At 54.0% G+C, this 14892-nt stretch carries 13 protein-coding genes and 1 tRNA gene; 7 read left to right on the forward strand and 7 right to left on the reverse strand.

All coding sequences use genetic code 11. The annotated features are described in order from the left end of the window. The first annotated feature begins 83 nt into the window (after positions 1-83). The 6 genes from E2F51_RS22290 (at position 84) to E2F51_RS22315 (ending at position 4664) form a co-directional block, all read left to right on the forward strand. Positions 84-311, forward strand: coding sequence for a YejL family protein (locus E2F51_RS22290; RefSeq protein ID WP_134824597.1), 228 nt, complete (start codon positions 84-86; stop codon positions 309-311). Positions 312-332: 21 nt separating this feature from the next. After that, on the forward strand, positions 333-2084 hold the full coding sequence (gene yejM / locus E2F51_RS22295; RefSeq protein ID WP_134824598.1) for an LPS biosynthesis-modulating metalloenzyme YejM: 1752 nt from the start codon (positions 333-335) through the stop codon (positions 2082-2084). A 153-nt stretch (positions 2085-2237) separates the two neighbouring features. Then, positions 2238-2314: transfer RNA gene (locus E2F51_RS22300), tRNA-Pro, on the forward strand. Between the two features lie 330 nt (positions 2315-2644). Beyond that, positions 2645-3472 (forward strand): benzoate transporter, encoded by an 828-nt coding sequence (locus E2F51_RS22305; protein ID WP_134824599.1) that lies wholly within the window; start codon positions 2645-2647, stop codon positions 3470-3472. Between the two features lie 144 nt (positions 3473-3616). Beyond that, the gene (locus tag E2F51_RS22310) at positions 3617-3823 is read left to right on the forward strand and encodes a hypothetical protein (protein ID WP_053144630.1); all 207 of its coding nucleotides are present in this window, start codon (positions 3617-3619) and stop codon (positions 3821-3823) included. 70 nt (positions 3824-3893) lie between these two features. Next, complete coding sequence (locus E2F51_RS22315; RefSeq protein ID WP_134824600.1) at positions 3894-4664, forward strand: 4'-phosphopantetheinyl transferase; 771 nt, start codon at positions 3894-3896, stop codon at positions 4662-4664. A gap of 15 nt (positions 4665-4679) precedes the next feature. Here E2F51_RS22315 and E2F51_RS22320 read toward each other — a convergent pair whose 3' ends face one another. The 3 genes from E2F51_RS22320 to apbE form a co-directional block, all read right to left on the reverse strand. Further along, complete coding sequence (locus E2F51_RS22320; RefSeq protein ID WP_134824601.1) at positions 4680-6332, reverse strand: multidrug ABC transporter permease/ATP-binding protein; 1653 nt, start codon at positions 6330-6332, stop codon at positions 4680-4682. Between the two features lie 88 nt (positions 6333-6420). Next, positions 6421-7065, reverse strand: coding sequence for a DNA oxidative demethylase AlkB (gene alkB / locus E2F51_RS22325; RefSeq protein WP_134824602.1), 645 nt, complete (start codon positions 7063-7065; stop codon positions 6421-6423). Between the two features lie 23 nt (positions 7066-7088). Next, positions 7089-8129 carry an FAD:protein FMN transferase ApbE gene (gene apbE, locus E2F51_RS22330; protein WP_134824603.1) on the reverse strand — a complete coding sequence of 347 codons (1041 nt, stop codon included), beginning with the start codon at positions 8127-8129 and terminating at the stop codon, positions 7089-7091. Positions 8130-8288: 159 nt separating this feature from the next. Here apbE and E2F51_RS24220 point away from each other — a divergent pair, with 159 nt between their 5' ends. Then, positions 8289-8417, forward strand: coding sequence for a hypothetical protein (locus tag E2F51_RS24220; protein ID WP_256372240.1), 129 nt, complete (start codon positions 8289-8291; stop codon positions 8415-8417). 78 nt (positions 8418-8495) lie between these two features. On the opposite strand, the gene ompC is transcribed toward E2F51_RS24220, so the two are convergent. The 4 genes from ompC to E2F51_RS22350 all read right to left on the reverse strand — a co-directional run bounded on the left by ompC (position 8496) and on the right by E2F51_RS22350 (position 14866). Continuing rightward, positions 8496-9614: a porin OmpC gene (gene ompC / locus E2F51_RS22335; RefSeq protein WP_041692069.1), complete on the reverse strand. Its 1119-nt coding sequence runs from the start codon at positions 9612-9614 to the stop codon at positions 8496-8498. Positions 9615-10207: 593 nt separating this feature from the next. After that, positions 10208-11377 (reverse strand): HlyD family efflux transporter periplasmic adaptor subunit, encoded by a 1170-nt coding sequence (locus E2F51_RS22340; protein WP_013203047.1) that lies wholly within the window; start codon positions 11375-11377, stop codon positions 10208-10210. After that, positions 11374-13527 carry a type I secretion system permease/ATPase gene (locus E2F51_RS22345; protein ID WP_134824604.1) on the reverse strand — a complete coding sequence of 718 codons (2154 nt, stop codon included), beginning with the start codon at positions 13525-13527 and terminating at the stop codon, positions 11374-11376. Before E2F51_RS22345 ends, E2F51_RS22340 begins: the two co-directional genes overlap by 4 nt. Before the next feature lie 34 nt (positions 13528-13561). After that, positions 13562-14866: a TolC family outer membrane protein gene (locus tag E2F51_RS22350; RefSeq protein WP_134824948.1), complete on the reverse strand. Its 1305-nt coding sequence runs from the start codon at positions 14864-14866 to the stop codon at positions 13562-13564. Positions 14867-14892: the final 26 nt, after the last annotated feature.

The raw sequence follows: 14892 nt of genomic DNA on the forward strand, positions 1-14892 counted from the left end.
CCTGATACTGACGATAAAAGTGCAGAAAAAATCCCGGTTTTACGGTAAGATGCCGCCCTTTAATACTCAATAAATTCGACGTTATGCCACAATTATCTCGCTACAGTGACGACCGCGTGGAGAAACTCCTCGCTGAACTGGCCCATGTACTTGAAAAAGACAAGGCCCCAACCGATCTTTCCCTGATGGTACTGGGAAATATGGTTACCAATTTGTTAAATACCAGCGTAGCACCGGCTCAACGCCGCTCGCTGGCACGCTCGTTCGCCGAGGCTTTACAGGCTTCCGTGCGCGATGATAAAGCCCATTAATTTGATGATCCTGACCCTGTTATGGTAACCAATCGGCAGCGCTACCGAGAGAAAGTCTCCCAGATGATTAGCTGGGGGCATTGGTTCGCCCTCTTTAATATCATCTTTGCCTTTATTCTTGGCAGCCGTTACCTGTTTGTCTCCGACTGGCCAGCCTCGCTGGCCGGGCGCATTTATGCGTTCACCAGTTGGATGGGTCACTTCAGCTTTATCGTTTTTGCCGCCTATCTGCTGATCGTCTTCCCGCTCACCTTTGTGGTGATGTCCCAGAGGTTGCTGCGCTTCCTTTCGGCCATTATCGCCACGGCTGGCCTGACGCTGATCCTGATCGACAGTGCCGTCTTTAACCGCTTCCACCTGCACCTTAATCCGGTGGTGTGGGAGCTGGTGGTCAATCCCGATCAGACCGAGATGGCGCGTGACTGGCAGCTGATGTTTATCAGCGTGCCGGCTATTTTCCTGGTGGAGATGCTGTTTGCCACCTGGAGCTGGCAGAAGCTGCGCAGCCTTAACCGGCGCAGTTTCGGTAAGCCGCTGGCGGTGCTGTTTATTGTGGCGTTCTTTACCAGCCACCTGATGTATATCTGGGCTGACGCCAACTTCTATCGCCCGATTACCATGCAGCGTTCCAATCTGCCGTTATCCTATCCGATGACCGCGCGGCGCTTCCTTGAGAAGCACGGTCTGCTGGATGCGCAGGAGTATCAGCGCCGGCTGGTGCAACAGGGTAATCCTGAAGCGGTGTCCGTGGCCTATCCGCTGAACGACATCACCTTCCGCGATAAGGGCACCGGCAGTAATTTACTGATTATCACCGTCGACGGTTTGAATGAGTCGACGATAGCCAAATCGCTGCCGCATCTGGCGCAATTTGCTCAGCAGAACGTCCGCTTCACGCAGCATTACAGCTCCGGCAACAATGCAGACAGTGGATTATTTGGCCTGTTTTACGGTATTTCCGCCAGCTATATGGACGGCGTGCTCTCCAACCGCGTTCCTTCTGCGCTGGTGGATTCACTGGGCAAACAAGGCTATCAGTTTGGCCTGTTTGCCGCGGATGGCTTTGCCTCACCGTTATACCGTCAGGCGCTGTTAGCGGATTATTCGTTGCCGCCTTCGCAGCCGCAGTCGAATGCGCAGACCACCGCGCAATGGCAACGCTGGCTTGAAGGGCAGAAATCACAAAGCTCGCCGTGGTTCTCCTATCTTTCGCTGGATGGCAACGACACCCCGGACAACGGCGGCAAGAATATTGCCCGCCGCTATAACCGCACTGCGGCCGATGTGGACAAGCAAATTCAGCAGGTGCTGACCACGCTGCAGGAGAAAGGCCTGCTGGATAAAACCGTGGTGGTGATCACCGCCGAGCATGGCGTGGCGTTGGATGGCGATAACAGTCTGGGCAATCGGGCGAATCTTCAGGTGCCGTTGATTGTTCACTGGCCGAACACGCCAGCGCAGCAGGTGAACAAGCTGACCGACCATCAGGATATTATGACCACGCTGATGCAGCGCCTGTTGCACGTCAGCACCCCTGCGGCTGACTATTCTCAGGGTGAAGATCTGTTCGCAGCGCAGCGCCGCCATGACTGGGTAGCCAGCACCAACGAGCGCCAGCTGGTGATCACCACCCCTGACGTGACGCTGGTGTTGGATAACAGCGGTAGCTACACCGCGTGGGATAAGAATGGTCATCGCCTGAAAGACCATAAACCGCAGTTGGGCCTGCTGCTGCAGGTACTGACAGAAGAGAAGCGGTTTATCGCTAACTGACAGGCGTGAATGGCGAAGTTTACCGGCTATGTTTTGGGCCAGGCACGCTTGCCCTTCTGGCCTCAAGTGCGATAAAGGTGTTTAAATTCATAGCACTCACACAGCCGGCCACTTGCAATCAACGTCGTTTTGAGTAGTATTAACCCCACGTGTCGGCACGTAGCGCAGCCTGGTAGCGCACGGTCATGGGGTGTCCGGGGTCGGAGGTTCAAATCCTCTCGTGCCGACCAAAACCTCCTTCAAAGCAGCTAGCCATAGCTGCTTTTTTATTGCCTGCATTTCTGTGACCCTGCACAATAACCTCTCTTATCCTGACTCCAGAATGTGCAAGCTCCAGCTCATTTTTTGAATGAATTAGCAATATAACCACGCTTAATGTGTGATTTTTGCTAGAATATTTAACGGCATTATAAATATAAATATTGAATAATGAGTTAACTAATAAATTTAACCATTACTCTTTATTCCACGGTTACTTTTTTGATGTTTATACCACGTCGCTAGTGGTTACATCTTATTGATTATAAACAAAATCCAAATTACTCTGGTTGAACACGCTAATGATTTACGACTGTTTTTTATATTATGACGAAGATATGCTTTTGTCGTTACGGTTGCATACCCTGTCTGACGTCGTCGACAAGTTTGTTATCGTTGAGTCCACACACACCTTTACCGGCAAGCCAAAACCGCTGAATTTCGACCGGGATAAATTCGCAGAATTTGCCGATAAAATCATCTATGTTGTTTTCGATCGTCCCCCTCATGCGGATGCCTGGCAAAATGAAGCCGATACGCGTAATGCCATCATGGATGGGTTGAAGCAAGCCCGTCCTGACGATCTGATTTTGATTTCGGACGTTGACGAGATTTTTAATCCGCAGGTCATTCCTACCATTCGTGGCAGCAAGCTCTGCACCACCATTTACCAGAATTTCTATAATTATCAGTTCAATCTTCAGGTATTCAACACCGACGATACGCCTCGTCAGTGCAAGCTACCTAAAGCCCTGAGCTACAAGAATCTGGTCAACTTCTTTGACGGCCAGCCCGAGATGCTGCGGAACGTGAAGCGCTCGGCCATCAGAAAAAATTGGCTCAAGTGGCGATGGTTAAAATGGAATACCCGGGTTATTCAGCAAGGTGGGTGGCATTTCTCGTGGATAATGACGCCACAGCGTATCGCTGAGAAAATGTCGTCAATTTCTCACACCGAATACGATCTGCCGGAATTTAACAACCCGGAACACATTATGAAGGTGATTGCGCAGGCTGAAGATATCTGGGGACGGGACAGAAAGCTGGTTGCCCAACCATTATCCCACAGCACCTTTCCCTGCCACTTGGTTGATAATCAGCAGGCCTTCAGCCAGTTCCTCAAATTGTAAACTGGCTGATTTGATGAGACTTTCATTTCACAATACGTGGCGAAAGTCTCAATCCGCCACACTGAAACAAAACTGTCACACGATTAACATATGCTGTCGCTACACTTTTATGGCAAAACCAACACCACATACCAGGTGAATAAAATGGCGATAATCAAAGCAAGAAACTTTAAAGATGCAGAAGAGATGCTGCACTCCGGCATCAATAAAGTAGAGCTGGCATATGATATTGATAGTGATGACTTTTTCAGGCTGGCAAGCCACTGGTGCGACCGGGGTGCGAAAATCTCCCGCGGCAATGAACACTTTGTCGTTTCCCTGAAAAACTTCGCAATCCCGTCTAACGAGTAGTCAGTTTTTGCTATCGTGAATCTAACCTGCTTAAATTACGCTTTATAAAGATAAGCAGGTTAGGTATTCGGTGACACCTCATAGCGCATTCCCCCTTCTGACAATCCCTTGTGGCGTTCCCCTTATTTCTGTTGCCTTGCCTGAGTCCGATGGCTTTATTACCGATGTGTGTTTTTGCTCGCCAGCCGATCGACCAGAGACGGTGCTGATAAAAGCGGCTTTCGATCTTTCCCGCTTTGATGAGCGGTTATTTGTCGCATGTGGTATCCCCAGCCCGAAGCATTTAACTCAAGCGGTGCGCAAACGCCGGGCGGAATATCTCGCCAGCCGGGTGGTGGTGCGTAATGCTTTGAGTCGCATGGGAATTGAGGCGGCGATACTGTCCAATGACGGCGATCGCGCGCCGGTGTGGCCGGTCGGCATTTCAGGTTCGCTGTCTCACAGCCATCAGAGCATCGCCGTGCTGCTATCCAGAGCAGAGCATCGGCTTCTGTTGGGGGTAGATTGCGAGAATATCCTGCCAGCGGAAACCGCGGAACAGATGCACAGTGTGATTGTGTCGCCGGCGGAAAAACAGACGCTGCTGGAGAGTGGATTGCCCTTCGCCACCGCGCTGACGCTGGCATTCTCGGTTAAAGAGAGCCTGTATAAGGCCCTCTTTCCGCTACTCAGACAGGCGATGGATTTCAGGGCTGCAGAAATAACGGCTCTGCATCCGGCAACCGGCCAGGTACAGCTGCGCCTGACCGATACATTTGCCAGCGACTTCCCGGCTGGCAGAGTCTTTAGCGCTCAGGTTGAGGTGCAGGCAGAACAGCTACTGAGCTGGATTATTGATTGACGCCAACGCCCGGCTTTAGCTCACCACATCCGTGCGCTTCACCGCATCCAGCGTCGCCAGTTCACGCTCTTCGCCGGTCAACTCGCTGAGCTTACCTTCACGCATTTCCAGCAGGCGATCCGCGTGCAGGAAATAGTGGTCATCATGGCTGATAGCAAACACGGTTTTGCCCATCTCCTGCAGCCATGGCAGCAACTCCCGGTAGAAAATGCGGCGGAAATGCGGGTCCTGATCGGCGGCCCACTCGTCCAGCAGCAGGATATCGCGCTGCTCAGCGGTCGCCAGCAGCAGCGCCAGGCGCTTGCTTTGCCCTTTAGATAGCTTCAGGTTCAGGACTTTGTTCCCTTCCAGCTTCACTTTGTCCTGCATTTGCAGACGCGCCAGCCAGGCCTGAACTTTGGCCGGATCGGCAGCATGTCCCTGATTATCAATTAAGCGGTCAAACAGGTGGACGTCGGTAAATACCGCCGAGAACAGGCTGCGGTACTTCTCCCTATTCGCGCCGTCGATCTCTTCACCATCTAACAGGATCTGACCGGATACCGGGCGATAAAGTCCGGTCAGTAACATTGCCAGCGTCGATTTTCCGCTGCCGTTACCGCCGATCAGGAATACCAGCTCGCCGCGCTTCAGGGTCATGTTTATCGGCCCAACCTCGAATCCCTGCTCACCGTAATGGAATACCAGATTACGCAGTTCAAGCGTCTTCCAGTTGCTGGCAGCCTGAGAAACAATAAAGTCGGGATGGTATGCCGTAAGTTGGAAGGTGTTCAGCTTGTCAAAAGCCACCTGAGCCGTCAGCAGTGTCGGCAACGCCCCCACCGCAGAAAGCAGTGGCGTGCGCAGGAACAGCAGGGTCAGTGAATAGGTTGCCGCAACGGCGGTGTTTGCCCAGCCGAGGCTGTTGGCCATAAAGAACACCAGCCCAATGGCACCCAGCATCATGATGTTCGACCAGTTTACCGCACTCAAATGGAAGGTATCGGCGCGCACGATATGATGGCGATAATTACGGGCATCTTCCTGATAGACCGTTTCATAAATTAGCTGGGCACGCTGACGGTTTAACGCCAGCTCTTTGCGCCCTTCTATAATGGTCTGGAAATCGGTGTAGAGGTTATCTTCAATATCACGAAGTTTGGCCATGTGGCGGTACACTTTCGACACCAGCAGCCAGCCGCCAATAATGGTGATAGCAACCCACACCGCGGTGACAAACAGCATTTGTGGCGAGAGCCAGGCGAGGTAAGCCGCCGATCCGATGGTCAGGATGATCCCCTGAATCAGCTCAGGCAGACGGACAAAGGCGATGGTGATGGCCCGCACATCGCTGGTTAGCCCGGCTAACAACTGGGCGCTGCCGATCTGCTCGATGCGTTCAACCTGGGTATCCAGAATACGTTTGATAAACTCGCCGCGCAGGCGGTAGACGAAATGGTGTCCCAGCACGGTTAATGCCAGTTGCGAGGCCAGCGTAACGGCCATCAGCAGCAGCAGCAGTCCGAGAAATTCTGGCAATATCAGCAGAGAAGAGTTCAGAGCGACGATCAGCTCTTTATTAATAAAGGCGATCAGTCCAATCCCCAGCGCGGCACTGAGCAGGCTGAGAGCAATAACCAAAATAAACGGCCAGCGATACTGCCGGTAAACAACGCGTAGCAACTCCATGACACCATCCAGGTAACAATAAGGCAGTGTGCAGTTTAATGAGTCGCCAGACGATATCAATAATAATTCTCATCTGACTCCGGATCGCTTACCGAAAAGCGCGCCGGAAGGTCAGATTGTAGCGAAAAGCGCCGGTTAAGGGGTGTATTCCGGGTTTCAGCGGCAATATGCCGTGAAAACGCAGACGTGAAGGACCGCCCCAAACCACGATATCGCCATGCTCCAGCAGAACCCGTTGCGTGGCGTCGCCACGATCGAAGCCACCAAACTGAAACACCGCCGGCAACCCCAGCGAGACCGAAACAATCGGCTGCTTTAAGTCCTGTTCATCTTTATCCTGATGCAGGGTTAATTTTGCCCCCGGCTCGTAGCGGTTGATCAGGCAGGCATCAGGATTGAACTGTGCAAAACCCGCCTCGTCAGCGCATTCTCTTGCCAGCTGGCGAAAACGATCCGGCATCGCTGGCCAGCGCAGACCGCTGGCATTATCGCGCTCGCTGTACTGATAGCCGCGTGAATCCGTTGACCAGCCAAAATCCCCACAGTTGGTCATCGCCACCGACATGCGGTGTCCACCTGGCGTAATCCGGTGGTGAAACGGATTGCGGGCAGAAACCTCTTCGACTAACCGCATCAGTTCGCCGGCGTCTTCTCTGGCCCGTCGGCGCAGGATCACCGCGCCCTCTGCCAGGGGTTCGGCCCACGGTGCTTCTTCACTAAACAAATCCAGCATGTTAATTCCTCAGGCCTGTCGCCCTACGGTTGCACGATAAACGCCTTAAACTGCGGTGACATCCAGCTACTGAAACCCTCGCCCTGCTTCTCTATCAGATAGACCGCCAGATTTTCTCGCAGCGCCAGCGCTTTGGCCTTCTCTTCGCCCAACACCATCAGTCCGGTGTCCCAGCCATCGGCCTCCAGCGCGGTGGTGGCAATAACCGTAGCAGAAACCAGCTTGTGCTGGATCGGCCGGCCGGTGACGGGGTCGATCACATGTGAGATGCGTTTGCCATTCAGCTCGTAATAGTTACGGTAGCTGCCGGAGGTGCTGATGCCATGCCCCTGCAGATCGACCACCGCCTGCACCGCATTTTCGCGATCGGTGGGCTTCTGAATAGCCACTTTCCACGGCTGCCCTTGGGCATTTTGTCCCCGGGTCAGCACGGCACCGCCCACGGAAACAAGGTAGCTGTTAATGCCCTCTTTCTCCATCAGTCTGGCCAGATGATCGGTGGCAAAACCTTCTCCCACGGTTGAGAGATCAACATACAGGCCGGGCAAATCCTTTTGCAGATAAGCGCCTTCCGCTTTTTGGTTCACCCGTAAATGCTGCAATCCCGTCAGCGCTTTTGCCGCATCGATCTGCGCCTGAGTCGGCTCTTTTACCGGCTGTTTATCCGGCCCGAATCCCCACAGATTGACCAGCGGCCCCACGGTGATGTCCATCGCGCCGGCGGTTTTCCGCCCAATGCGCAGGGAAAGGCTGACGATATCCGCCATATTTTCGCTCACCGGTTGTGGATCGCTGCCGCGGTACTGATTGAAACGCGACAGAACGGAGTCATTTTTCCAGGTTGAGAGCTGGCGATCGTCCTCGTCTAACTGCTGCTGAACCGCTTTTTGCAGGCTCGCTTTACGTTCTGGCGCCACGCCAGCGAGGCTAATTCGCCAGAATGTTCCCATTGTGCTTCCTTCCAGCACCATCGCCGAATTGTCGCGACTCTGGTTATGATCGTCACAGCCCGAAAGCAGGATAAATGCTGTCAGACCAGTACAATACAGCCAATTCTTCTTCATATAACTCACAACACCTGTATTAAATATTGGACCGAAAAATGAGCAAAACGGCCTCTACTGCGCTGAAAACTCACTTGATCTTGTGTGAAATGCTCACCAGGATAGGCGATGTACGCAGGCTATAAACGTCTGCCATTTAATGATTTCAAAGGAGATATCATGATTTATTACGCACTCCTTGCCGTATGTCTGGGGCTGATTATCTTTTCAGGCTACAAGCATTACAAGCAGACGCACGTCAAACAGCTCAATCGTCCACGTCACCGTCATCAGCGCGCAAGCCATTAAGAGAATAAAAGAAGGGATGAAGCGGAATACGAGGGATGGTAAACGAGGGAGCGCAGAGGCCTGCGCTCCCCAAACAGCTTAGAACTGGTAAACCAGACCCAGTGCCACGACGTCATCGGTGTTAATGCCGGCTGCGTCGGTGAAGTTGTTGTCATCCAGCAGGTTGATTTGGTAATCAACATAGGTAGACATGTTTTTGTTGAAGTAGTAGGTCGCGCCCACATCAACATATTTTTTCAGGTTCTGAGAACCGTAACCTTCGATGTCGCTGCCGCGTGAGCTAACGAACGCCAGGGAAGGACGCAGACCGAAGTCAAATTGGTACTGAGCAACCAGTTCCCAGTTGTCCGCGGTGTTAGCATAACCGTAGGCATCAGAACCGCTTGAACCGAAGCGAGTGGCGTTCAGTGAACGGGTGTACATCGCCGCCAGGTAGATGTTATTCGCATCATATTTCAGGCCGCCGGTGTAAGCCGTTGCTTTGTCACCACGACCCAGAATGTCCTGAGTTGCTGCGCTGCCGCCATTCTGCTCATTGGTACGGTCAGAACTGAACATTGCTGCACCGATACCAAAGCCTTCGCCCAGGTCGTAAGTGGTTGACAGACCATAGCCATCGCCATTTCCGCCCAGTACGTCACGGCCAGTCGCAGATTCGGTATCGCTGTCATTTTTGCCCTGATACTGAACGGCAAAGTTCCAGCCATCGACCAGACCAAAGAAGTTGTTGTTACGGTAAGTCGCCAGGCCGTTAGAACGCTGGAACATAAAGTTGTCCGCGCCATAGGTGTCACCACCGAACTCTGGCAGGACGTCAGTCCAGGCGCCGATGTCATAGGCTACGCCGTAGTTACGACCGTAGTCGAAGGATCCGGCATCGCCGAACTTCACACCTGCAAAGCCAACACGGGTAAAGCTGTTTGCTGTCCCTTCAGACTCAGCTGTGTTCAGCGCTGCCTGATACTCCCACTGGCCGTAACCGGTCAGCTGATCGCTGATTTGGGTTTCGCCTTTAAAACCGAAGCGAACATAAGACTGGTCGCCATCAGAACCGTCGTTATCGGAGAAATAGTGCAGACCGTCTACTTTACCGAAGAGGTCAAGTTTGTTGCCATCTTTGTTGTAGATTTCAGCCGCGCCCGCTGAACCGGCGATCAGCATCGCTGGGACCATCAGGGAAAGAACTCGAAGTTTCATTTTAATACCCTCTAGTTATGTGCCTTATTATGCCACTGCTTGCTGAACGTCGAATTTTCAGCCGGCAACCTCATACTAGAGTGCGGTGCGTAATAATCTATAAAGAAAATGATACTAAATTTCCGAAACTGTTTCAGAGTACAAAGTATATATTTCAAAATGTAAGTTTAGGGGAACTTTCATACAGCACGTATCGATAAAAAATATAGCATTTATCATCAAAATTCAGGCGATGCGTTGTTTTTCATCAAGTTATGTAAGGTTAGCTTGCTAAGCACTGAATGATAAAAATTTTCAGCCATCAGGGAATATAATGACCTCGCTATCATCATTTTATTTCAGTATTACCTTCATTCACCCCGAATGAGATTGTTTTACCCTATTTCCCGCCGAGCTTGATGCTCGGCATTTTTTTATTCTTTTTTCAACAAACCGTCAATTTAAGTAAAGATAATTACGGTGAAACAATAACCACATCCCCCTTGCCCGATTTTTCCGCTATTAAGCACAAATAATCAAAAAAAAAGCCACTGATAAAGATGTTAATTATTCCGTGGAAATAACCCTCATCAACTATTCAGTGGCGTTAATTTCTAGCGTTCTCTCATCGATTCTTTAACTTTATTCAGCGGCTTAATCAGATAGTCCATGACCGATTTTTGACCCGTTTTAATTTCAACATTCGCCACCATTCCGGGGACAATGGGGAATTTCCGCCCGGCCTTGTTGGTTAACTCCGCTTTTTGCGTACGAACGTAAACCCGGTAGTAGTACTGATCGCGCTTCACCTCATCCTGAATGGTATCTGGCGAGACGGTTTCCACTTCGCCCGGCAGATCGCCATAGATAGACGAGTCATAGGCGGTGACCTTCACCGTGGCCGGCAGGCCGGGACGGATGTAGGCGATATCCCGCGGGTTGATGCGGGTTTCAATCAGCAGCTGATCCTCCAGCGGCACGATTTCCATCAGCTTGCCGCCCGGCTGCAACACGCCACCGACGGTGGTCACCTGAATGTCCTTTACGATCCCGCGCACCGGTGAATAGAGCGTCGCACGGGTGAGCTGATCCTCTTTACCGGTCACCACCTGCAGCTGAGCATCCAGGTCGGCGTTGTTTTTGACCTGCTCTTCCCTCGCCCGCACCGCGTAGTCATTTTTGGCTTCATCGATTTTGCCCTGCAGATCGCTGACCTGGCGGCGAAGACGAATGACTTCCACCTCACCCGCCGCCCCTTTTGCCACCAGCGGTGCGGTCATCCTCAGTTCGTCCTGCACCAGCTTTTTCGCATCTTCCAGGTTTTTAACGGTTTCCGACAGGTTACGGCGACGGGATTGATACAGCTGGGTTTCCCGCGCGACCAGCTCCGGCTCTTTCAGCGTCTCGGCACTGAAGGCCAGCGGCGCACCGGTCAGCTCGGCCTGTAAACGCTCTGCGGAAGCACGCAGCGTTCGGGCTTTGGAGGCAGCCTCACCGAAGTTCGACTGGAAGCGGGTAGGATCCAGTTTTGCCAGCACCTCGCCCTTCTCAACAATATCCCCTTCATGCACGTTGAGCTGGTCGACGATACCGCCATCCAGACTCTCAATCACCTGGGCGCGGCTTAACGGCGTCACTTTACCGGTGCCGACGGTGACCTCATCGAGAATGGCAAAATGGGCCCAGACAAAGAAAATCACCAGCGCGGCGGTACATAACCAGATGATGGCGGAGGTTTTGCGCTCGTTCTGCTTCATGCCGCGGTCGACCATAATCAGGCTCATGCTGCATCTCCCCGCGCCACGTTCTGTTTCGCCGTTTGCGCGGCGGCGTTGCGAATGATCTCATCGCGCGCGCCGTCAGCAATAATGCGGCCGTTATCCATCACCACAATCCGGTCTACCAGCTTGAGTAACGCCGGTCGGTGCGTCACCAGCACCAGCGTGCGGCCGGAGAGCCAGCCCTGCATCTGACGGATCACATGGTCTTCAAGCTGCTCATCCATTGAGGCCGTCGGCTCGTCCATCAGCACCACCTGGGGCTGGCGCAGGATCATCCGGCTCAGCATCACCATTTGACGCTGACCACCGGACAATCCCCGGCCGCCTTCATTGATTACCCGATCGAGGCTGGCGGCATCCTGCTGCACCAGGCTCAGCGCACCGCTGATCCGCAGTGCCTGCAGCATCTCCTGTTCGCTGGCATGAGGATTGCCCAACATCAGGTTTTGCCGCAGCGTGCCAAAGAACAGGCGGGAATCCTGCGACAGCCAACCCAGCTGGCGGCGCAGGTCGACGGGATCGATATGGCGAATATCCACGCCATCGACCACCACTTTCCCCTGAGTGGCCATCGATTGTCCGGCCAGCAACCGCAGCAGGGTGGATTTGCCCGCGCCCACCTTGCCGAGAATGGCGATACGCTCGCCGGGTTTGATTTGCAGCTGTCCAATATTGAGCACGTTTTTCGCGTTTTCTTCATCGTAGCTGTACTGAACGCCCTTCAATTCATACTGCCCGGTCAGGGTTGGGCAGTGGGCCATTTCCCCTTCATCCACCTGATCGAGCGGCTTTTTCAGCAATTCGTCCAGTCCGGTCATCGCGCTTTTGGCATGTTGCCAGCGGGAGAACACCATCGTCAGCTGCATCAGTGGCGCAATGGTGCGTGAAGACAGCATGCTGCTGGCGACCAGCGTACCGGTGGTGATATCGCCATTCAGAACCAGATAAACCCCGAACACCAGCATGCTGGCATAGGTCAACTGCTGGACAGTGGAGGCCCAGCCGGTCAGCCGCGCGCCCCACAGGCGTTGCTGCATGCCCACCGCCGCGCTGACTTCATGGGTCTGTTCCCACTGGCGCTGGAAGTAAGGTTCGGCCTGCAGGGATTTGATGTCTTCAATCCCTTCAATGGTTTCCACCAGCACCGCATTGCGCAGCGCGCCTTCGCGCAGTCCTTCTTTCGCCAGTTTCGCCATCGGGATCTGCACCAGCAAACCCGGAATGACAATCAGCGGGATCGCCAGCAGCGGCACAATCACCAGCGGGCCGCCGATAAAGGCCATGATAAACAGGAACAGGATTACGAAAGGCATGTCCGCTGCCGCACCGACCGTGGTGGAGGTCAGCAGTTCGCGCACCTGGTCGATTTCGCGCAGTTGCGAAATAAAAGAACCGGTTGATTTTGGCCGGGACTCATTGCGGATATTCATCGCCCGGGCGAACAGCATGGAAGAGACTTTCAGGTCAATGCGCTTCCCCATCAGATCGGACACCTGGGTACGCATCAGGCGGATCAGATATTCAAACACCGCCGCAATCAGCACGCCGGTGAACAGCACCCAGAGTGTCGGTTCTGACTGCGCCGGGATCACCCGGTCGTAGATCTGCATCGAGAACAGGATCCCGGCCAGCGCCAGCACGTTACCCACCACCGACGCCAGCGAGATTTCGGCGATCTTGCGCCCCATGCCGCGGAAGTTTTCCCAGAACCAGTGCTTTTTATACGGCTTAACGAATTCATCGATGCGCGCATCACGCCCACGCGCCGCCACGCCGACAATTCCGACCTGCTCCTGACTTTGCGCCAGCAACAGCGCAAGCTCGCTTTCGCGCACCACATCACCACCGTCGCTCAGCCAGTAACGCGCTTTGCCTTCCGCATCAATGGTTTCGACCACCACCACGTTGCCATTTTCCATGATCAAAATGACCGGCGTTACTTCCTGCCGCCAGCGGATTTTGTCGCGCGGCATCATGGTCATATGCAGCCCCAACAGGCCTGCCAGTCTTTCCAGCTGCTGGGCTGGCGTCAGGTGTTCAAACCAGCGCATCTGCTGGCGTAAGGTGGAGCCGTCCGCAGGTTTGCCAAAACGCGCGGCGACACGCAGCATGGCGTCAATCCAGTTCTCAGTGCTTGCGGTTTGTTTGTTCATAGTACTGCCTTAAAAGTTGCGTGTGCTTCAAGCGTCACAGTGACGGCAAGGTTTGCCCACTGGTGGCTTCGCGATCAATCCCCATAATGTCCAGCAGATTGTCGACCGCTGCGGCATAACGAACCGTGGCATCCCAGCCATCATAAAGTGCCATCAGGCGACTGCTGTCGGCCTGGAATACATCCTGCTCCACGCTCAGCAGGTCGTTGAGGCTGCGCTTATTCAGCTTGTACTCATCGGCATAAACCGCGCGGGTGTGGTCGGCGCTGCCCAACTGGGCCTCGCCGGCGGTTTGCCGTTGCTGGGCACCGATCATGTCGGCATAGGCCGTGGAGGCATGCTGATTGATATCCAGTTTCGATTGCTGAATCGCGGCCTCGGCCGCTTCCCGGTCGCCTTCTGCGGCGCGGGTTTTGGCATTGACCAGTCCGCCCTGATAGAGCGGTGCCTCAACCTGCAGCTGCAACTCATCGTCCCAGTAGGATCGGCTGCTGTTTTCATAGCGGGTACGGCCGGCCTGCACTTTGATGGTTGGCCAGTGGTTAGAAGAGGCCTGACGGACGCGCTCCATCGCCGCTTCCTGTTTCGCCTGCGCACTGCGTACCGCAGCGCTTTTTTCGTAGGCGATTTTGTCGAGGGTGATTTGCTGATTGAGCAACGACTGCGGCAGCTCCGGCAAATCGTTGGAGACCACGCCGGTCAGCACCGTCAGCTGCGCCTGCGCCGAACGTTCCTGCGCGCGGTACTGTTCGAGCGTGGCGTGCATGCCCGCAATGCGGGTTTCGGCCTGCAACACGTCGGATTGCGAACTCAGCCCGGCGTCAGCACGCAGTTTGGCAATGTCCTTGACGTGTTCAAGCGAGGCGACGTTATTGCGCGAGGCGTCCACCAGCGCCTTGTAGCGCTTGACCTCCAGATAGGCTTGCAGCGTGTCCTGCGCCACGGTGGTCATGGTGTCATAAAGGTCGTAGCGGTAGGCATCGGAGAGTTTATGCTGCTCGTCGATGGCGCCGCCGGTGCGGCCAAAGTCATACAGCAACTGGCTCAGCGTGATGCCGCCGGAACCATTATTGTTCAGGCTGCCGGCCGAATCGGTCTGCTGTGACCGCCCGCCGGTGGCTGAAAGGGAAATTTGCGGATACCACGCACTTTCGGCGGCATCGAGATCGGCTTCGCCAACGGGGATTTGCGCCGCCGCTTCGGAAATTTTGGGATTACGTGCAAAGGCGCGAAGGATGGCATCGCGCAAGGTTAAGGTGGCGATTTGCTCCTCGGTCGGTGCTGCACGCCAGTTGAATTGAGCTTTCGGCTCTTTTGCTGCCAGCGCAGCCTGTCCCATTGAAGCGCAGAGTGCGCCGATACAGA

The organism is Erwinia sp. QL-Z3, assembly GCF_004551645.1.
Lineage (GTDB): Bacteria > Pseudomonadota > Gammaproteobacteria > Enterobacterales > Enterobacteriaceae > Erwinia > Erwinia billingiae.